Origin of the sequence: Bacillus sp. TH50 (genome assembly GCF_016650565.1) — a bacterium.
GTDB lineage: Bacteria > Bacillota > Bacilli > Bacillales > Bacillaceae_G > Bacillus_A > Bacillus_A mycoides.
Genome location: NZ_JAEKFM010000007.1, coordinates 422,733 through 443,831 on the forward strand (window position 1 = coordinate 422,733; position 21,099 = coordinate 443,831).

General features: G+C 36.9%; 16 protein-coding genes, 1 rRNA gene and 2 pseudogenes. 13 read left to right on the forward strand and 6 right to left on the reverse strand.

Translation table 11 applies throughout. The annotated features are described in order from the left end of the window. Positions 1-19 precede the first annotated feature (19 nt). Together JFU23_RS19185 and JFU23_RS19190 are read right to left on the reverse strand one after the other, a co-directional pair. Entirely contained in the window at positions 20-895 is an 876-nt protein-coding gene (locus tag JFU23_RS19185) for a cytochrome aa3 quinol oxidase subunit II (RefSeq protein ID WP_201032488.1), read from the reverse strand. A 294-nt stretch (positions 896-1,189) separates the two neighbouring features. Beyond that, positions 1,190-1,397: pseudogene (locus tag JFU23_RS19190) on the reverse strand (amino acid permease); the annotation flags it as partial. Positions 1,398-1,804: 407 nt separating this feature from the next. Between JFU23_RS19190 and JFU23_RS19195 the strand changes: the two are divergent. The 8 genes from JFU23_RS19195 to JFU23_RS30955 all read left to right on the forward strand — a co-directional run bounded on the left by JFU23_RS19195 (position 1,805) and on the right by JFU23_RS30955 (position 9,483). Beyond that, positions 1,805-2,515, forward strand: coding sequence for a C39 family peptidase (locus JFU23_RS19195; protein ID WP_033708611.1), 711 nt, complete (start codon positions 1,805-1,807; stop codon positions 2,513-2,515). Between the two features lie 129 nt (positions 2,516-2,644). After that, positions 2,645-3,820: an amidohydrolase gene (locus tag JFU23_RS19200; protein ID WP_002167120.1), complete on the forward strand. Its 1,176-nt coding sequence runs from the start codon at positions 2,645-2,647 to the stop codon at positions 3,818-3,820. A gap of 1 nt (position 3,821) precedes the next feature. Beyond that, positions 3,822-4,019: a DUF3311 domain-containing protein gene (locus JFU23_RS19205; protein ID WP_002029838.1), complete on the forward strand. Its 198-nt coding sequence runs from the start codon at positions 3,822-3,824 to the stop codon at positions 4,017-4,019. Next, positions 4,016-5,488 (forward strand): sodium:solute symporter family protein, encoded by a 1,473-nt coding sequence (locus JFU23_RS19210; protein ID WP_201032490.1) that lies wholly within the window; start codon positions 4,016-4,018, stop codon positions 5,486-5,488. The genes JFU23_RS19205 and JFU23_RS19210 overlap by 4 nt, the downstream gene beginning before the upstream one ends. Before the next feature lie 101 nt (positions 5,489-5,589). After that, the gene (gene gerLA / locus JFU23_RS19215; RefSeq protein WP_201032491.1) at positions 5,590-7,068 is read left to right on the forward strand and encodes a spore germination protein GerLA; all 1,479 of its coding nucleotides are present in this window, start codon (positions 5,590-5,592) and stop codon (positions 7,066-7,068) included. Then, positions 7,069-8,193 (forward strand): spore germination protein GerLB, encoded by a 1,125-nt coding sequence (gene gerLB, locus JFU23_RS19220; RefSeq protein ID WP_098168783.1) that lies wholly within the window; start codon positions 7,069-7,071, stop codon positions 8,191-8,193. After that, positions 8,177-9,343: a Ger(x)C family spore germination protein gene (locus tag JFU23_RS19225; protein ID WP_085309167.1), complete on the forward strand. Its 1,167-nt coding sequence runs from the start codon at positions 8,177-8,179 to the stop codon at positions 9,341-9,343. Before gerLB ends, JFU23_RS19225 begins: the two co-directional genes overlap by 17 nt. Before the next feature lie 11 nt (positions 9,344-9,354). After that, the gene (locus JFU23_RS30955; RefSeq protein ID WP_000493988.1) at positions 9,355-9,483 is read left to right on the forward strand and encodes a hypothetical protein; all 129 of its coding nucleotides are present in this window, start codon (positions 9,355-9,357) and stop codon (positions 9,481-9,483) included. A 62-nt stretch (positions 9,484-9,545) separates the two neighbouring features. On the opposite strand, the gene JFU23_RS19230 is transcribed toward JFU23_RS30955, so the two are convergent. The 3 genes from JFU23_RS19230 to JFU23_RS19240 are packed head-to-tail and all read right to left on the reverse strand — an operon-like array spanning position 9,546 to position 11,900. Then, positions 9,546-10,946, reverse strand: coding sequence for a nucleoside recognition domain-containing protein (locus JFU23_RS19230; protein ID WP_085309169.1), 1,401 nt, complete (start codon positions 10,944-10,946; stop codon positions 9,546-9,548). Further along, positions 10,924-11,646, reverse strand: a complete 723-nt coding sequence (locus JFU23_RS19235; RefSeq protein WP_201032492.1) for a FeoB small GTPase domain-containing protein — start codon at positions 11,644-11,646, stop codon at positions 10,924-10,926. Before JFU23_RS19235 ends, JFU23_RS19230 begins: the two co-directional genes overlap by 23 nt. Beyond that, complete coding sequence (locus JFU23_RS19240; protein WP_002134462.1) at positions 11,643-11,900, reverse strand: FeoA family protein; 258 nt, start codon at positions 11,898-11,900, stop codon at positions 11,643-11,645. Before JFU23_RS19240 ends, JFU23_RS19235 begins: the two co-directional genes overlap by 4 nt. 509 nt (positions 11,901-12,409) lie before the next feature. On the opposite strand from JFU23_RS19240, the gene JFU23_RS19245 reads away from it, so the two are divergent. The 4 genes and pseudogenes from JFU23_RS19245 to JFU23_RS30600 form a co-directional block, all read left to right on the forward strand. Then, the gene (locus JFU23_RS19245; protein ID WP_000245113.1) at positions 12,410-13,309 is read left to right on the forward strand and encodes a phosphate ABC transporter substrate-binding protein PstS family protein; all 900 of its coding nucleotides are present in this window, start codon (positions 12,410-12,412) and stop codon (positions 13,307-13,309) included. 71 nt (positions 13,310-13,380) lie between these two features. Continuing rightward, a complete protein-coding gene (pstC, locus tag JFU23_RS19250) occupies positions 13,381-14,271 on the forward strand; it encodes a phosphate ABC transporter permease subunit PstC (protein WP_012260333.1) in 891 nt (296 codons plus the stop codon). Positions 14,272-14,273: 2 nt separating this feature from the next. Next, positions 14,274-15,194: a phosphate ABC transporter permease PstA gene (gene pstA, locus JFU23_RS19255; protein WP_201032493.1), complete on the forward strand. Its 921-nt coding sequence runs from the start codon at positions 14,274-14,276 to the stop codon at positions 15,192-15,194. 52 nt (positions 15,195-15,246) lie between these two features. Next, positions 15,247-15,659 (forward strand): annotated as a pseudogene (locus JFU23_RS30600) (P-loop nucleotide/nucleoside kinase family protein); the annotation flags it as partial. A 48-nt stretch (positions 15,660-15,707) separates the two neighbouring features. Here JFU23_RS30600 and JFU23_RS19260 read toward each other — a convergent pair. Then, positions 15,708-18,752, reverse strand: a complete 3,045-nt coding sequence (locus JFU23_RS19260; RefSeq protein WP_201032494.1) for an efflux RND transporter permease subunit — start codon at positions 18,750-18,752, stop codon at positions 15,708-15,710. A 672-nt stretch (positions 18,753-19,424) separates the two neighbouring features. Here JFU23_RS19260 and JFU23_RS19265 point away from each other — a divergent pair. Continuing rightward, positions 19,425-20,976 (forward strand): 16S ribosomal RNA (locus JFU23_RS19265). Positions 20,977-21,099: the final 123 nt, after the last annotated feature.

Below are 21,099 nucleotides of genomic sequence, written 5' to 3' on the forward strand. Positions count from 1 at the left end.
TCTGTTGGAATAATAGCTATTATTTTTTGTTTTTGTAGTAGTTGTAATCACAATATTCAAGTGATTTTGGATCTACATAACTTAAGTGGTGACTAGAGAACGTCATACGCCCCACTACACCAGGTTTAATAATTTCGTTGTATTTCTTTTCTGATAATTTAGGGGCAGTTTCTTGTACTTCTTTTACCCACTTATCATATTTCTCTTTAGTTTTTGCTTCAACTTCAAACTCCATGTGAGTGAATCCTTCACCAGAGAAGTTCGAACTACGACCTAGGTAAGAACCTGGCTTGTCAGCTTGTAAATATAAGTCCATGATCATGCCATCCATTGTATACTTCATACCACCAAGTTCTGGTACCCAGAAAGCATTCATTGGACCGACAGAAGTCAGCTTAAATTGAATTGGTACACCAGCTGGGATGTTTAAATAGTTAACGGTTTCAATTTTTTCCTCCGGGTAACTAAATAACCATTTCCAGTTCGCAGATGTAACATAAATTTCAACTGGTTTAATATGTTTGGACTCTTGCGGAACCTCTTCCGAAGCATAAGTTGCCTTAACTGTTGGAATCGATAATGCGATAACGATAATAACAGGAATAACCGTCCAAATGATTTCTAATAATGTGTTACCATGTTGATCAGGTGGCTCATAGTCCATATTCTCTGGTTTTTCACGATAACGAATCAAGATGACTGTAAACAAGATGAATACAATTGCGATAATTAATGACATAAGCAAGAATGACCAAACAATTAAATCATACTGTGCCTTTGCAACAGGTCCTTGCGGATTTAATACTGCGAGTTTTTTATCACAGCCACCGAGGAACAGAAGTAATGATAACGGAAGAAGCGAAGCCAACTTCCAAAACGTTTTCTTTAGTTGCACGATTGAAAATCTCCTTTCTCCTTGGATTGAAACTATGCCAATAAAACAATATAAACCTATTAATTTATAGAAGGCAATAGTTTTCGTCATATTGTTAAAAAATAGACACAAATGCACACTTTTTAAGGTGAATATCATTTGTAACTTGATAACATTGTAAACTATTTTCCAGATAAAAACGTGATTGTGGGAATTTTAAGATAAATAAAGTTATACCAACATACCCAATAAATAGAAAAAAATTATCTTATCATAAGGAAAAATACTGAATTTTTAATATATTAAGTTTGTTACCTAGGTTATATTTCTTTTTTGCTCAAATGTGACAACTTTCCGAAACTTTAACTCGGTATAAAATGTAACAAATGATCATAAATGGAACCCAGCAATAAAGAGCAATTCTCTGATCTGGAATGAAAGCTAAACTAACAAATGTAAGGAAATTGAGTGAGAAAGCTACGATTGGAACTATTGGATAAAGTGGTGTGTGGTATTTTAATTCTGCTTGTTCTACTTGTTGATTCATATGTCCCTCCCCCCATATTTTTTTGTATGTTTTAACTAGATTTTATTCGGTGCTTTTAATCATTAGTGGGGGTGAAAAACATACTTGGTTTATTTTGTTGTGAACTGAGTATGTAAAGGAAAAACTAACTATGACTAAATACCTTAGAATGTTTATTAACCTAGTGAAGGAAACGTGATTCTTTCACTAGGTTAATAATTTTGTTTTTTAGTTAAAAATTCTGAAAAATTATAATTCTTTCTTTCTATTTCAAACAATCGGAATTTTAAAAATTATTTGTGAATAATAATTCACAGAATCTTTCTAGCAAACTAGTAAGAAGAAAGGTACAATGATAGGAGTTGTGCCTTTAAAATAATTGATATAATGGAGTTTGGTTTATGATGAAAAAGTTAAAATATATTTTTATTTTCGGTATTATATTTGCTGTCGTGTTCTTTTTCGAGAAAGATAAAATTATGAAAAAGGCACAAGAATTTCGGTTAGACCTGTTCTCTGAGATGAAAGAAAGTGCAATGATTACAGAGGTTCCGTTTATTAGACAGTTACCTGAATTACCTAGAGGTTGTGAAGTGACAAGTTTAACTATGCTACTACAACATAAAGGTGTACAAGTAGATAAGATGCAACTTGCTAGTGAAATTCATCGCGTTCCATTTAAACAAGATGGTTTGCATGGAAATCCGTATGAGGGATTCGTTGGAAATATTTACACGAAAGCTGAGCCGGGATACGGTGTATATAATCAACCGATTTTTAATTTAGCAGAAAAGTATGTTCCTGAAAAAGTAATTAATTTAACAGGTAGAGACGTGCAAGATCTATATAAAGTAATTAGTTCTGGTTCTCCAGTATGGGTAATTATTAATACAACGTTTAAACCATTAGCCGAAAGTAGTTTTGAAACATGGAATACGAGTTCAGGTGAAGTGAAAATTACATATTATGAGCATAGTGTTGTAGTAATTGGATATGATCAAAACTTTGTATACGTAAATGATCCTCTTGCAAACAATCCACGAAAAGCTGTTCCTCGTGCTGAATTTGAAAAGGCATGGGAGCAAATGGGGAAACAAGCAATTACTATTTTATAAAATGAAAAGTCATCTTGAGATGGCTTTTTCTTTTTGAATATTAATTATAGAAAATTCTGAAAATTCTTTCGGAAGTTAACGATTCACGCTATAATAACATTTAACTTGGTAAAGAAGGGGAGAAGAGAAATGGATGTCGCAAAGGAACTTGTTTTATCAAAGAATCAGTTGATTGAGTGGAGAAGGCATTTTCATAAGTATCCAGAGTTATCTTTTCAAGAGGAAAAAACATCTCAATTTGTATTCGACATACTTCGGGAAATCCCGTATTTAGAAGTCTCAAGGCCTACTAAATATAGTGTAATGGCAAGGTTAATTGGTAGGCAGCCTGGTAAAACTATCGCGGTTCGTGCTGATATGGATGCTCTTCCTATTCATGAAGAAAATAAGTTTGATTTTATTTCTATATATCCAGGTGTGATGCATGCGTGTGGTCACGATGGTCACATGGCAATATTGCTTGGTGTAGTACATAAGTTGGTAGAGGAAAGAGAGAAAGTTAAAGGAGAGATTCGCTTTTTATTTCAACATGCAGAAGAAAACTTTCCGGGCGGTGCAGAGGAAATGGTCGCAGCGGGAGTGATGACAGGTGTGGATTACATTATTGGTGCTCATCTTTGGGCGTCATTAGAGGTTGGAAAAGTAGGTGTAATTTATGGTCCTGCGATGGCGGCGCCGGACGTTTTTAAAATTACGATAGAGGGAAAAGGTGGGCATGCTGGAATTCCGCATGAAACAGTTGATAGTATCGCCATTGGTGCGCAAGTAGTTTCGCAAATTCAGCAAATTGTATCTCGCCTCACGAATCCGTTAGATTCTCTCGTAGTATCTGTTACGCAATTTCATTCTGGGACAACTCATAATGTTATCCCGGAACAAGCGGAGATTGAAGGGACAGTGAGAAGTTTAAGGCATGAATTAAGAGAAGAAACAAAGAAGAAGCTTGAAAGGATTGTAAAACATATTACAGAATCTTACGGTGCTAAGTATACATTTTCTTATGAATATGGATATCGCCCAGTTGTGAACGATTATGAAGTTACAGAGCTTATTGAACATACAGCATTACAGCTGTATGGAAGAGAAAGAGTTGTTCGTTTACAGCCAACGATGGCAGGGGAAGATTTTTCAGCATTTTTACAAAAGGCACCAGGGACGTTCTTTTTTATAGGGGCAGGAAATGAAGAGAAGGGAATTATATATCCGCATCATCACCCTCGTTTTACAATTGACGAAGACGCATTACCAATTGGAGTGGAAGTCTTTGTATCATCCATTATGAATTTTATAAGTAAAGGAGAATGAGATGAAAAAAATACACGTGCTAGCACTTATTCCAGTTCTTTGTTTAGTAGTTGGACCAGTATTTGCAAATTCGGTCACTCCTTACGTATGGGGGATGCCATTTTTATTATTTTGGGTACTATTATCAGTGCTCATTACGTCTCTTTGTATGGGTCTTGTGTACGTATTCGATCCTGCTAATAAGGGGGACGTAAAATGACTGCATTATTTATCATTATTATATTTTTGTTTCTCGCACTATTTTTAGGAATTCGGGCACAACATGGAAAAGATATGAATTTAGAACAATGGTCAGTTGGAGGAAGAGGATTTGGAACTATTTTCGTTTTTCTCCTTATGGCAGGCGAAATTTATACGACATTCACATTTTTAGGAGGAAGTGGCTGGGCGTATAGTAAAGGAGCTCCTACTTTTTATATTTTAGGATATGGTGCATTAGCTTATATTTTATCGTATTTCTTATTGCCTCCAATTTGGAAGTATGCAAAAGAACATAACCTCATTTCACAATCAGATTTCTTTGCGAAGAAATACAGGAGTAAGACGCTTGGGGTAATTGTTTCAATTATTGGTGTTATTTCGATTATCCCGTATCTTGTTTTGCAATTAAAGGGATTAGGAATTATCGTTTCGGAAGCTTCCTATGGAAGAGTGACACCTGTTATTGCGGTATGGATTGGTGCTATTGTTATAACTATTTATGTAATGGTTTCAGGTATACATGGATCGGCTTGGACAGCTGCTTTGAAGGACATTATGATACTATTTATCGTTATGTTTTTAGGTATATATTTACCGTATCACTATTATGGAGGATTTCAACCGATGTTTGAAGCTGTAGAAGCTGCAAAACCAGGTTTTTTATCTTTACCTGAAAAGGGAATGAGTATTTCTTGGTTTGTTTCTACTATTATATTAACGGCTCTCGGTTTTTATATGTGGCCTCATACATTTGCCTCAGCTTTCTCAGCGAAAAGTGAAAAAGTATTTAGGAAAAATGCAGCAATTATGCCTCTCTATTCTTTAGTTTTGCTTTTTGTGTTCTTTGCAGGTTTTGCTGCTATCCTGCAAGTTCCAGGGTTAAAGGGAGCGGATGTAGATCTTTCGTTATTCCGTCTTGCTCTTCAAACGTTTGATCCATGGTTTATTGGTATTATTGGTGGTGCGGGAGTGTTAACGGCATTAGTTCCAGGTTCTATGCTTGTTATGGCTGCTTCGACATTGCTAGCAAAAAATATTTACCGAACGATGGTGCCATCTGCTTCAGATAGACAAGTTGCAAAAGCAGCTAAGTTATTTGTACCTGTCGTAACGTTTGTTGCAGTATTGTTTACATTTAAAGGAGGAGAAACGATAGGTGCTCTTCTTTTAATGGGGTACAGTATAGTTACTCAACTTTTCCCTGCGCTTGTATGTAGTTTGTTTCCTCGTCAAATTATTACGAAACAAGGTGCGATTGCGGGGATGGGAATTGGGTTGTTAATTGTCGCATATATCACCTTATCTGGTTCTACTATAGCTACGATGTTCCCGGGTGTCCCGCAGTATATGAAAGATTTGAATGTAGGTATAGTCGCGTTGTTAGTTAACATTATTGTGATGTTTGTAGTTAGTGGATTCACAAGAAATGTATCTGTAAAGACCGACAATATAATAGTAGAAAAGTAATTCGTATGTTAGAGCTATCTTCGAAAAGAGATAGCTCTTTTTTGTATATATTTTCTTCTATTAGCGGAATCTAACTAAAAACTTGTTGAAAAGGAAGTTAGGTGGGGAAATTGTTAGAGCTAAAAGGTAACTTGTTTGAAGTTATGAAGGAAATTAGAGATGAGTTAGGTTCACCTAATGATTTAACAATTAGAGAAGTTGCTCTTGCTGGTAGTTTTACACGTTGTGCGGTTGTTTTTTTATGTGGATTAACAGATAAGGATAATGTTTATAAATATGTAGTTCGTACACTTCAATACGAAGAAATACCAAATGAAGTAGCTATTGTTCAGACACTATTGGATCGTTTTATTTCGATTGCAGAAGTCGGTATGAAGACAACGTTTTCGGACATTATAAATGCGGTTTTAGCAGGAGATACAGTCATATTAATTGATAATATTCAAACGGCTATTGTTGTTAACAGTAGGGCTTGGGAGAAAAGAAGTCTAGAACCGCCAGTGACAGAAGATTTAATTCGTGGACCGAGGGTTGGGTTAAATGAAGATATTAATGTGAATAAAATGTTAATTCGCCGTGGTTTACGTGATCCGAAGTTACGGTTTCAATCTTATATTATGGGGAAGCGATCGCAGAAAGAAGTAACCCTAGTATATATAGAGGATATTATTAACCCTTACATCGTAAACGAGCTAGATCGGCGTCTTCAATCAATAGTGACAGATGTCATTTTTGAGACAGGAACGATTGAGCAATTAATTCAAGATAATAATTTATCGCCGTTTCCGCAGTTTTTAAATACAGAAAGACCAGATAATATAGTGGCTGCATTGGCGAAAGGGAAAGCGGCCATTTTAGTAGATGGATCACCATTTGCTCTTATAGCTCCACTAGTATTTGTTGATATTTTTCAATCTGTAGAAGATCATTATGAGCGTTGGATAATTGGAACGTTATTAAGAATGTTACGTATGGGATCAGGTATTGCTGCTGTTTTATTACCTGCCATGTACGTAGCGCTTGTATCGTATCATCAAGGGCTTATTCCATCTAAACTAGCTTATTCCATTGCGGGAGCGAGAGAAGGGGTACCGTTTCCTGCTTATATAGAAACGTTAATGATGGCATTAACGATGGAATTAATACGAGAAGCCGGGATTAGGCTTCCGAAACCGATGGGACAAACAATTGGCATCGTAGGCGGTCTTGTAATTGGAGAAGCGGCAGTAAATGCGGGGATTGTAAATCCGTTTTTAGTAATTATTATTGCGGTTACCGCAATTGCTACATTTTCACTTCCTGTATATAGCATTACGATTACATTTCGAATTTTACTTTTCGTCTTCGTGTTAGCTGCAACTGCTTTTGGGTTATACGGAATCATTTTAGCTCTTATTGCACTTGCAATCCATATTACAAATTTAAAGAGTGTTGGTGTTCCGTATACAACGCCTATTGCTCCTGCATTTTATAAAGATTGGAAAGAAGAACTTATTCGTATGCCAAAATCGATGTTGAAAGAGCGACCGGAATATTTACAAACGAAAGACTCTACATTAAATCCAAAGGAGCGAGAGTAATTGAAACCATTTGAATATGGGGATGAGGAAATTGGATCTCGGGAAATTGGGTTTGCGGTATCGTCAACCATTATTGGTATAGGGGCATTGTCTATGCCGAGAGATATTGCTGATCAAACTTTATTTTCGGACGGTTGGATTATTTTACTTTTGGGTGGATTGATATGTGCGGTTTTAGGTTGGTTTGTAACGAGGGTAGCTATTTTATTCCCAAAACAAAACTTTGTTCAATATACGAGTGCACATTTGACGAAACCTGTTGCATACACAATTAGTAGCATTTTAGTATTAACGTTTGCAGCTTTGACAGCATATGAATCGCGAATGATTGCGGTTATTTCACAAACATATTTATTTAGTGATACACCAATACAGCTATTGTCTTTTTTCTTCTTATTAGTTGTTATTTATGGAGTAGCAGGATCGAGAGCGGCTTTATTAAGGTTAAATGTTCTATTCTTACCAATTGTTTTAATTGCGATAGTGTTGCTTTCTTTATTGAATGTGAATTTAATGGAAATAAATAATTTACTACCGGCTTTTCAAACGAATGTCAGTCAGTATGCTGTAGGAGTTAAAAATTCTATTTTTACATTCATCGGATTTGAGGTAGCTCTGTTTTATGCTGTGTTGTTGAATGATAAGACAGCGAAAAAAGCGCCAATGGCAGTTGCAAAAGCGGTGATCGTAAACGTGTTGTCATACATTTTAATTTATGTAACTTGTATTAGTGTTTTTACGTATATGACAACACGTGGATTGACATATCCAACAATTGAATTAGGGAAAGAAATTGAAATTGGTGGAGGTTTTTTAGAAAGATTTGATGCGATTTTTTTTACTACTTGGATTATTACTATTTATAACACTACAGCAATGTATTATGACGTCGCATCTTTATTATTTTGTGCTATGTTTCCAAAAGTGAAGAAACATATTTTTATTTTTGTAAGTGCCCCGATTATTTTTATGGTGAATATGATACCTAGTAATTCGAAAGAATTGTCAAGTTATGGGACTTATTTAGCTTGGATAGATATGGGGTTTGTCGTGTTAGCGCCTTTGTTAGTTTTTATTGTATATAAAATAAAAAGAAGGAATGGTAGAAATGAAACGCCTTCTTAAAATAATAATGGTTATGGTTTTAGCTGGATCTATAAGTGGGTGCTCTGAGTTAGAAGAAATAGAAGAAAGAGGATTTGTAGTAGGCGCAGCTTACGATATTGTAAAGGTAAAGAAAGCAAATCCAATTATGAAAGGTACGTATCAGATGGTACTCCCCAGTAAATTGTCCCAACAAGGTGGACAAGGTGATGGAGATGGTGAAAATTATATTAATGTTAGTGCGAAAGCAGATAGTGTCTTTGAGCAAATACGAATTATCGCCAAAAAAATTAGTCGTTCATTATTCTTTCCGCATATACAAGTGATAATTTTTTCTAAAGATTTACTAGCGAATCCGTATATTTTACAAAATACGTTAGATGTATATATTCGCGATCATGAGATGAGAAGAAATATTCGTTTGTTCGTTTCTGAGAAAAATGCAGAAGCTATTTTAAAGCAGAGTGCCAAGCCTGAGAACTTACCGGCGCAGTATATTGATATGTTAGCTGAACACCCTCCGAAAAATGCTCAAATGATTGAAGCTGCAAGAATTGGTGAAGTACAGGAAAAGATGATTTCTAACCAAAGCTTCGTATTACCTATTCTCGAACTAACAAAACAAGGGGTACAAATGAATGGGGCAGCACTGTTTCGTGGGAAGGATAATAAGTGTGTAGGCAGTTTGAGTGGAGAACAAACAGTAGGAATGAATTATATAATAGGTAAAAAAATTGGAGGGTTTTTTACTATCCGTAAAAAAGACCAGCTTATTACATATGAAATTCATAAGGTGCATCGAAAGATTAAAGTGTCTACGACAAATGCTACAAAACCGAAGTTTGATATTCATTTATCTCTGGAAGGTACATTGGCTGAGTTGCACTTTAGTGATCATAAACAAGTTATGAATGAAAAGCGCTTGAAGAGGGATATTTCGAAGGAAATGGAGAAGCGTATTCAAAAATCGATTAAGCTTGTTCAAAAAAAATATAAGGTAGATGTATTGGAATTAGGAGAAGTATATAAACGGCATAATTATAAAGAGTGGAAAAAAATAAGTAAGAATTGGGATCAAGGTGAAAATTACTTTAGTAACGCTGAAATTACTGTTCATGTTCATCCGACAATTGAGCATTCAGGTTCAGCTTTACCGAAAAGAGTGAAATAAGGTGATGGAAGTTGTTTACTGGATTAGGAATTAGCTGCACGATATTAATGGCGGTTCTTCCGGGAGCCATATACTTTATTCATAAAAAACTCACAACGTATGGAGCGCAGCCGTGGAAAGAAAAAAAGAAACCTGAATAATTTCAGGTTTCTTTCACACAAAGCATATGTGAAGGGGGATACCTTCTATGTATGCTTTGTTTTTATACAAGCCCTAACCAATGTACCAATTGTGTAGAGAGGAATGTCACAACAATGGCGATAACGGTAGGGATTGCGAACGATAAGAATGTCCATTTTGCACTTTTTGTTTCTTTATATATGTTAACTAGTGTTGTTCCGCACGGGAAATGAAGAAGAGAGAACAACATTGTGTTTAACGCAGTTAACCAAGTCCAACCGTGTTCTAAGAATAGATTTTTAATTTGATTAAAATCATCTATTTCAGTTAAAGCACCAGTTGATAAATAAGACATTAATAAAATCGGGATGACAATTTCATTAGCTGGTAGCCCAAGAATGAATGCAGCTAAAATAAAGCCATCAAGTCCTAACATTTTAGCGAATGGATCTAGGAAGTTTACAAAATACATAAGTAAGCTTGTGTCACCGATGAAAATATTAGCAAGTAACCAAGTTAATGCAGCTGCAGGGGCAGCTACAACTATAGCTCGTTTTAAAACATATATTGATTTATCGAGTGTTGCACGTACAATTGTATTCCAAACTTTTGGCTTACGGTACGGCGGTAACTCAAGAGTGTAGTGAGTTGGCACACCTTTTAAAGCTGTTTTTGATAGTACCCAAGAAACAGTTAATGTCATAATAACACCAATTACAACCATTCCAACTACAACGCCAGCAGTAACAAGTGTTTGCATACTACCTGTATAACCAGCAGCCATAAATAATGAAGCCATTAAAATTAACATAGGCCAGCGACCGTTACAAGGAACGAAGTTGTTTGTTAAGATTGCAAGCATACGTTCACGTGGTGATTCAATAATACGTGTTGACATGATGGCAGCTGCATTACAACCGAATCCCATTGCCATTGTTAAAGATTGCTTGCCATGTGCACCAGATCGTTTGAATAAGCGGTCCATGTTAAATGCGACACGTGGTAAATATCCGTAGTTTTCTAATAGCGCGAACATAGGGAAAAAGATTGCCATAGGTGGTAACATAACGCTAATAACAGCACCGATACCGCGGAATAAACCAAGTATTAAAATGCCATGTAACCATTCAGGTGCATGCGCTGCTTGGAACCAAGATGTTAAATATCCTTCTACCCAGCCAAAGAACTTAGCGATCATATCAGAAGGTACGTTAGCGCCTGCAATTGTAAGATAAAAAATAATAGATAAAATACCGAGCATAATTGGGAATCCCCAGATTGGAGATGTGAAAATTTTATCTAGTTTTTCAGAACGATACAATTTATCGGTATTTGTATATTGGACAGCTTCTTTACATATACTTGCGGAGGTTCGATAAATATCTCCGACAATATCATCTCGTATATCTTCTTTTGAAAGTGTTTGTGCATGTTGAACAATATAGTCCAGCGGAAGAGCTTTACTGGCTGAGTGAGATTCCATTGATCACAACCTCCCTTACAAGTGGTTCGTTATGGTGTTTTTGAAGTGTAGTTAAGAAATTCTTATCGCCATCTAATATACGTAATGCAATCCAACGTGCTGGATACGTATCACCGAATACTTTATAAATTTGTGGTTCTAATTCCTGAATCATATTTTCGATTTTATCGTTATAAGTAATTTTAAGTGGTGTTGGAATTAGTTTTTTATTTGCTACTTTAGCGATGACATTTAGCAAATGACCAATGCCTACTCGGTTGCGAGCAGAAATCTTCACTACAGGTACACCGAGTGATTTTGCTAATTTCTTTTCGTCAATAATGATTCCTTTTTTCTCCGCTTCATCAATTAAGTTAATACAAATGACCACATCGTTTGTCATTTCCATTACTTGGAGTGCTAAATTTAAATTTCTTTCCATTGCAGTTGCATCTATAACAACTACAGTTACTTCTGGTTTTTCAAATATAATATAATCTCGTGCTACTTCTTCATCTGCCGAATTTGAATACAGTGAGTAAGTTCCAGGTAAATCTATTATTGTATATATATTTCCGCCGTGCTTATATTCCCCTTCAGCCTTTAAAACAGTTTTCCCCGTCCAGTTTCCAGTATGTTGTTTTAAGCCTGTTAAAGTATTAAATAATGTACTTTTTCCGGTATTCGGGTTACCAGCTAACGCAATGCGGTGGTTACTCATCTGAAATCATCTCCTATTAATACCCCGAAAATAAGGGAGCTTTCTTCACTACGCAGTGCAATAGTTGTGTTGCTTACTTGATAAGCAACTGGGTCTCCAAGTGGGCTGCGTTGTAATACTTTAATTGTCGCTCCAGGAAAAAAGCCTAAATCTAATAAACGTCGTTTCATAGTTCCTTCTAATTGTATCTTCTCAATTTGTACAAACTCTCCTGTTTTAAATTCAGAAAGTGGTTTTGTATTAGCCGATACCATAAAAGTTACCTCATCTCTATATTGTTAGTTTAAGTTTAAAAAGTTTCCTTAGGTAAACTTTTTGATACTAATATATTAGACTACATTTAATGATGCTGTCAATTAGTACTTTAAAAATATTCAATTATTTTTAGAATTGTTCCAATTTATTTAGTTGTACCAAAAAATATTACTGAAATTCTTCTCAATGTAAATAAAGTAAGGGTGTAAAACCTTAAAAATATAGGGTGATTGTAAATGTAGTTTTAATCTAAAGGGGAAAATGCAGAAAATTATTTACACTAGCTTTACATTGTTAAGATTAAATTTACAATAATGCATGTTTAGTGTGGGTTTTGTTGGGTTTTTCAACTATAAATGTTGGAATGTCTAGCTTTTGCGGGATGTTACCCCTATTTACTTAAACTTAAAAATTGCTTAACACTCACATAATATTGTTGTCCTACAATGAATTTGTGTTCGAAAGAAGATGAATTCGAAAAGTGATAATCCAAATGGGGGTACAAGACATGGTTATGAAAAAGGGTATTAAATTTTCTTTAGCGGCTTTAGTTGTTGCAGGTGCATTAGTTGGATGTGGAAAAGCAGAAAGTACGGATAATAAGGAAGCTGCTAAAGGTAGCGATGCAAAACAAGAATTATCAGGTACGATTGCAGCGGCTGGCTCTACAGCTCTTCAACCTCTTGCGGAGGAAGCTGGAAAGAAATTCATGGAGAAAAATTCAAAGGTTTCTATTCAAGTTCAAGGTGGCGGTAGTGGAACTGGGATTAACCAAGTAGCATCTGGTGCAGTGCAAATTGGTAACTCAGATGTTCCAGCTGGAGATAAAATAAAAGATGCTGAAAAAGCAAAAGAATTAGTAGATAACAAAGTTGCGGGTATCGCATTCGCACTTGTCGTAAATAAAGATGTAAAAGTTGATAACTTAACAGTAAAACAAGTGCAAGATATCTTCACTGGAAAAGTAACGAATTGGAAAGAAGTAGGCGGAAAAGATGAAAAAATCAATGTAATTAACCGACCAGCTTCATCTGGTACACGTGCTACTTTTGAAAAGACAGTGATGAAAGACGCGAAGATTAATGATGGAACTGGTACAACACAAGATTCTAATGGTGCTGTAGAGCAAGCGATTAACTCTACTCCAGGTTCAGTTAGTTACTTAGCAATGTCTTACATGGTTGGTGAGAAAAAAGGTGCGTTACAAACGGTTAAAATTGATGGATCTGAACCGAAAGTTGAAAATATTTCTGCTGGTAAATATCCATTCTGGTCTTACGAGTACATGGTAACTAAAGGTGAGGCAAAAGAAGCGACAAAAGCTTACATTGACTATGTAAAAGGTAAAGATTTCGAAAAACAAGTAGAAGATATGGGTTACATCCCAATGTCTAAATTAAATAAGTAATAAAATTTTATGGGGCTGGCTGCAAGGCCAGTCCTGTTCAATGCAATCTATGAAGTGGGGTCTGTCCTGTGATGAAGGGGAAAAAACAAATTAATTACGTAAAGAGTGAATATATAGGTAGATCACTTGTTACGTTTTGCGGTATCTTTATTGTTTTTATTACATTAGCTATTATTGCGTTTATTTGCGGCAAAGGAATTCAATCTTTCACGCAAAGTGGTATCTCATTTTCTGAGGTGTTAACTTCGACAAACTGGAATCCAAATGCTGATCAAGGTACGTATGGTGCTGTCATCTTTATTGTCGGTTCGACGCTTGTGTCGTTAGGTGCTGTTGTCATTAGTGCACCAATTGCTATAGCTCTTGCTATATTCATGAATTTAATTTCGCCGAAGTTTGGGAATAAAGTATTAAAGCCTGTTTTAGAATTATTAGTTGGTATTCCATCAGTTGTATACGGATTATTAGGGGTTACGATCTTGGTTCCTCTATTACGGGATTCGTTCGGTGGAGTGGGATTTAGTTTAATTGCGGGTATTATTGTCCTGAGTATTATGATTTTACCTACTATTGCTAGTATTGCCTCTGATGCAATACGCTCTGTTCCGTTTGATTACTTGGAAGCTTCTTACGGTCTAGGATCGACGAAATGGCAAGCGATTAGCCGAGTTATTGTTCCTGCTGCAAAACAAGGAATTTTAACAGGTATAGTTTTAGGGTTAGCGCGTGCTTTTGGTGAAGCGTTAGCGGTTCAAATGGTAATCGGGAACACGATTAAATTACCGGAAGGAATATATAGTCCAACAGCAACGTTAACAGGTATTCTGACAATGGATATGACGAATACATTGAACGGAACAGCTTGGAACAATGCGCTATGGACGTTAGCAATGATTTTACTTGTTATTTCATTCCTGTTTATTTTAGTAATTCGAGCGATTGGTCAAAGAGGTGAGCGATAATAATGAATGCAAGAACGGTAAATAAAGTTTGGACAAGTATCTTTTATGGGGTTGCAGCTTTAGTTGTAGCTTTGCTGGCTTTTTTAATGTACGAAATTCTGCAAAAGGGATGGGGATTTTGGGATCCTAGTTTCTTATTCGGAGAACCAAGCAATACAAGAGCTGGTGGAGGAATTGGTCCACAGTTATTCAATTCTTTCTACATGCTTGTTATAACACTTATTATATCTATTCCTCTTGGACTAGGGGCTGGAATATATTTAGCGGAGTATGCAAAACAAGGTCGTTTTTTAAGTTTTGTTCGTTTATGTATTGAAACAATGGCGTCTTTACCTTCTATTGTTGTTGGACTATTTGGCTTATTAGTATTTGTTACCATGACAGGCTGGGGATATACAGTAATGGGTGGAGCTCTTGCTTTAACTATTTTGAATTTGCCTGGTTTAACACGCGTTTGTGAAAATGCGATTTCTGAAGTTCCTCATAATGTAAAAGAGGCGAGTCTTGGACTAGGTGCAACGAAATGGCAAACAATTGCCCGCATCATTATCCCGTCTTCGTTACCACAAATCATTACAGGTATTATTTTAGCGGCAGGCCGTATATTCGGTGAAGCTGCGGCGTTAATTTATACAGCGGGTTTAACATCACCTATTTTAAATTCAGCAGCGGACTTCTCGAGCCCCTCGCATCCTTTAAATCCATTTAGACCAGCTGAAACGTTAGCTGTTCACATTTGGAAATTAAACTCTGAAGGGATTATCCCGGATGCGAAGTTAATTGCAACAAAATCTGCAGCTGTATTAATTATTATGGTATTACTCTTTAATATCATTTCTCGTTTCGTAGCATCTGTATTACACAAGCGTTTTACAGGAGCGAAAAAAAGTCGTAAAACGACGAAGAAGGTAAAAGCGGCATAAATGTCCGTAAAAGAACTCTCTGTTTATAAACAGGGGTTTTTTTTACGGACATTTATTAAAATCATTAACGGTAAGAGGGAGTGAATCGACAGTTGTTGGGGGAGTCTCCTATGATATTGAGTGGAAACTGATAGGTTTTTTGTTGGAACAAGAACATAGTGTTATATTAGATAGCCCATGTCTCTATGAGGGGATGCTTGAAAAGGAATAGGTTTATGTCGGAAGTATGGGGCTACATATAAATATATTGAATGTTATCTTAATAATATAGAAGAAATTAATCGTAGGTTACAAACGCGTGAACGTAAGATAAGTCAAATTACAAAAGTAGAATCAGAAGTAGCATTTCAAAAATGTCTGGCTGGCAGTAAAAGGCCTTTACATGGTGAATATCTTATTGTAGATTCTGGAGAGCCGCTAGAGAAGTATGGTAAAAAAGTGATGGATTATATTATGGATAGGTAGAGGGATAAAAAAGCGTTATCTTCATAATTGAAGATAACGCCTTTTAGTTTAAATATCAGGTGTTTCTGTAGAAGTGCTTATTTTTCTGCGGGAGCGTCTTTTTCTCCCGATTTTATCTAATAGTTCATACATAACGGGAACGACTACTAATGTAAGAACGGTTGAGACTGCCAAACCACCGATTACAACGACGGCCAGACTTTTCGATACCATACTTCCTGCTTGAGATTGCCCGAAGAGGAGTGGTAGCATAGCGACGATTGTTGTTATAGCTGTCATAATAATTGGGCGTAATCTAGTAGATCCTGCTTCTAGTAAGGCTTCTCTGGTTTCCATACCGTTTTCCCGATTTTGTTGCACTCTTTCTATTAATACAATAGCATTTGTAACGACAATCCCGATTAACATTAATGCGCCGATTAATGAATTTACGTCAACAGGTGTTCTTGAAATGATTAATCCTAAAATACCGCCGACAGCAGCTAATGGTAAAGAGAATAAAATCGCGAAAGGAGCACGTGCTTGCCCGAATGTGATAACCATAATTAAATATACAATCCCGATTGCGATACCCATAATTTTGAATAAATCTGTGAAGTTCTCTTGCATAGATTCAGTAGCGCCTGCGACATTTACTTTTGCTCCGTTAGGTAAATCTAAGTCGGCTATCGCCTTGTTTACTTCTGCGCTTACTTTGCTTAAATCCTCACTTGAAGCTTCTGCAGTAATTTGAATCGTTTCTTTCCCATCTTTATGGAAGATTTCCGTTTGAAGTTGTTTTTCTGAAATAGTTGCAATGTCTTTTAAAGGAATTGGTCCGTTAATAGGTGATAGTATGTTTGTGTTTAAAATATCTTCTTGTTTGTTAATGGATGCTTTTTTATGTTCTATCATAATGGTTGTTTTTTCATTATTGATTGAGATTTCCCCAAGAGGAGATTTCTTCATAAGGAATGATACTTGTTGTGCTACTAATTCTGGTGTTAAACCGTGTTGTTCCGCTTTTGTTTGATCGATATGAATTTGCCATTCTTTTTTAGAGTCTTCTATATTTGTTTTTACTTTAGAGAGATCGTCCATACCTTTTAGTTTTGTTTCGACGATGTTGGCGGCCTTTTTTAAATTTGTTGCGTTAGTAGCGGTTACGTTAAATTGTAAGTTGTTTCCGCCTCCAGAGTCAGAGTAACTCGTTTTTATATAATCAAGTTCAGCTGGTTCAAAAGTATTATGATCCTTTTTTAATTCTTTAATATATTGGTCGATGTCAGATCCTTTTTTAAAGACTACAAATATAGTTGCAAGATTGTTTTGAGTTGTCTGTCCCCATTGTGCATCTTCTGCGCTAGATCCCATTCGCAAAATAACATCTGTTACATCAGAATTAGAGAGGAGTTTCTTTTCGAAATCAAAGGCTTTTTGTTTTTTAGCTTCAGAATCATAATCACCTGGAAATGTCATGTTAACGGAAAGCATTGTATCGTCTTCAGACTTTATGTTCGCTTTCGGAAGTAGTATGTAGGCTGCAATTGATCCTGCAAATAATAAAAAAGAAGTGAGTAGAATGATAAACTTATGAGAAAGAGCCCACTTTAATGTAGTGACATATCGCGGTGAAGAATGTGAATTGCGACGTTTTGTTTTTTTGAGCAGTAAAAAAGCCATAAGTGGAACGACTGTTAATGCCACAATTAAGGAAGAAAGTATAGAATACACAACTGCTAACACCATAGGTAACATTAGTTTTCCGATTACTCCCGATACGAGACCGATAGGTAAAAAAACGGCGACTGTCGTTAAAGTAGAAGAGGTAATTGCGACGGCGACCTCTTTTGTTGCATCGAGAATAATATCTTTAGAGAAAGGTTCTTTTTGTAAACGACGGAAAATATTCTCGATGACAACGATACTATCATCGACGAGACGTCCAACTGCAACGGCTAAGCCACCAAGAGTTAGAATGTTAAGTGTGATGTTAGATTGATGGAGTAAAAATAGTGTTAATAAAATAGATAATGGAATACTAACGACAGCGATGAGTGTTGTTCGGAAGTTGCGTAAAAAGATTAAGATAATGAGAGTTGCAGCAATTGCCCCAAGGATTACTTCTTTTCCCATACTAGTAACAGCATTTTCAACTTGCTCATGAGTTGAAGCTAAAAGTTTAATAGAGAATTGATCTTTATATTGCTTGCTTATATCTTTAATCTTTTTATCAATCTCTTTTCCGATTGCAACCGCATTTTTACTCGGCTCTTTCATGATGATTAATCCTGTTCCTTCTTCCCCGTTTATGTGCGAGATTGTATCGTAATGTTGTTTTAATTCAATTTGAGCAACATCTTGTAATTTTACTTGAGGTGTAACGGTGATGTTTTTTATGTCATTTACATTTTTTATATCCCCGATGACACGAAGATTGTATTCTGCCTTATTAACGGTAATTGCTCCGGCTGGAGTGGAAGTTTCTTTTCCTTGTAAAACTGTTAGTACTTGCTGTGATGTTACGTTTTTATCTTTTAGTTGGTTAGGATCAAGTACGATGGATAATTCGGAAGTTGATTTTCCGAAAAACATAACATTGGCAACACCATCAATGCTTTCGAGTTGTGGTACGATTTCTTTCTCAATTTGTTTTTCGTCAGCTTTTGAAAATCCGTTTTGCTTCTGGATGGTAATTTGAGCGAGTGGAATCATAGAAGTGTTTAATTGACTAACAACAGGTTTAGTTACATCTTTAGGTAATTTAATCGTATTAATTGTTTTTTCGACTTCGCGTGCCGCGTCTTTCATATTTGCCTTGGATGTATATGCAATGTCGATGCGTGATAATCCTTCATGTGTGGAAGAAGTGATGCCATCGATATGTTCTAAATTACGAAATTGTTTTTCAAGGGGATCAGTTACGTCCTTGGTCATCGTTTCAGCATCGAGCCCTTGAGATAATGTCGTAACAGTTATTGCAGGGTTATCGATGCTTGGTAAAAATTCCATAGGTAATTTAGAGCCGGAATAAACACCGAGTATGGAAATGAGAAAAACCATAATAATAATAGCGGCTCGGTTTTTTAATGAAAATTTTGTTAACCTATCCATAAAATAATTCCTCCATTAGTTTATTTATAGTTTTGTGGGCACTTTCTTACTATATAACAAAAATTGGATATCTTTCATTAATTAAATGTAAAAAAATTCTAACAATAATCTTAATTTAATATTTCGAGGGGAAGTTTGTTATTTGTGGAAGCAAAATTCCTGATTGGAGAGAAAAATCAGGAATTAAAGTTTTGCTCTAGTATAGTGGCCACGTTTTTTGTTACTCTACATTTAAATGATTATTTGTCCTTCTTAAGTAGAACTATGGTAATTATAAAATTAAAAAAGGAGAAGACTAAAGGTTAGGAAGTTATTGTGAAATACTGCCTGGTTGATGATAGTGTATAGTAACTTGTATATAATCAAAATGAATGCTTTTAGTAGAAAGGATAAGGGTTCTTTCTATAGAAGAGAGTAGGATAGATAACTTTTTGTATTTTTTATAAAAAATACTTGTTATTTAAAAACCATGATGGTATATTAATAAACGTCGCTGATGCGGAAACGCAGAAAACGACAAAAAAGAAATTCAAAAACATAGTTGACATCGAAAAATGAAGATGTTAATATGATGAAGTCGCTTTTGAAGCGGCAGACAAGTTCTTTGAAAACTGAACGAAACAAACAACGTGAACGTCAATTTTTATTTTTTAGATGCTAGACAAACTAACTTTATTGGAGAGTTTGATCCTGGCTCAGGATGAACGCTGGCGGCGTGCCTAATACATGCAAGTCGAGCGAATGGATTAAGAGCTTGCTCTTATGAAGTTAGCGGCGGACGGGTGAGTAACACGTGGGTAACCTACCCATAAGGCTGGGATAACTCCGGGAAACCGGGGCTAATACCGGATAATATTTTGAACTGCATAGTTCGAAATTGAAAGGCGGCTTCGGCTGTCACTTATGGATGGACCCGCGTCGCATTAGCTAGTTGGTGAGGTAACGGCTCACCAAGGCGACGATGCGTAGCCGACCTGAGAGGGTGATCGGCCACACTGGGACTGAGACACGGCCCAGACTCCTACGGGAGGCAGCAGTAGGGAATCTTCCGCAATGGACGAAAGTCTGACGGAGCAACGCCGCGTGAGTGATGAAGGCTTTCGGGTCGTAAAACTCTGTTGTTAGGGAAGAACAAGTGCTAGTTGAATAAGCTGGCACCTTGACGGTACCTAACCAGAAAGCCACGGCTAACTACGTGCCAGCAGCCGCGGTAATACGTAGGTGGCAAGCGTTATCCGGAATTATTGGGCGTAAAGCGCGCGCAGGTGGTTTCTTAAGTCTGATGTGAAAGCCCACGGCTCAACCGTGGAGGGTCATTGGAAACTGGGAGACTTGAGTGCAGAAGAGGAAAGTGGAATTCCATGTGTAGCGGTGAAATGCGTAGAGATATGGAGGAACACCAGTGGCGAAGGCGACTTTCTGGTCTGTAACTGACACTGAGGCGCGAAAGCGTGGGGAGCAAACAGGATTAGATACCCTGGTAGTCCACGCCGTAAACGATGAGTGCTAAGTGTTAGAGGGTTTCCGCCCTTTAGTGCTGAAGTTAACGCATTAAGCACTCCGCCTGGGGAGTACGGCCGCAAGGCTGAAACTCAAAGGAATTGACGGGGGCCCGCACAAGCGGTGGAGCATGTGGTTTAATTCGAAGCAACGCGAAGAACCTTACCAGGTCTTGACATCCTCTGAAAACTCTAGAGATAGAGCTTCTCCTTCGGGAGCAGAGTGACAGGTGGTGCATGGTTGTCGTCAGCTCGTGTCGTGAGATGTTGGGTTAAGTCCCGCAACGAGCGCAACCCTCGATCTTAGTTGCCATCATTAAGTTGGGCACTCTAAGGTGACTGCCGGTGACAAACCGGAGGAAGGTGGGGATGACGTCAAATCATCATGCCCCTTATGACCTGGGCTACACACGTGCTACAATGGACGGTACAAAGAGCTGCAAGACCGCGAGGTGGAGCTAATCTCATAAAACCGTTCTCAGTTCGGATTGTAGGCTGCAACTCGCCTACATGAAGCTGGAATCGCTAGTAATCGCGGATCAGCATGCCGCGGTGAATACGTTCCCGGGCCTTGTACACACCGCCCGTCACACCACGAGAGTTTGTAACACCCGAAGTCGGTGGGGTAACCTTTATGGAGCCAGCCGCCTAAGGTGGGACAGATGATTGGGGTGAAGTCGTAACAAGGTAGCCGTATCGGAAGGTGCGGCTGGATCACCTCCTTTCTATGGAGAATTGATGAACGCAGTTCATCAATAAACGTTGACTTGTTTTGTTTCGTTCAGTTTTGAGAGAACTATCTCTCAAGTTTAAATGTATGTTCTTTGAAAACTAGATAACAGTGTAGC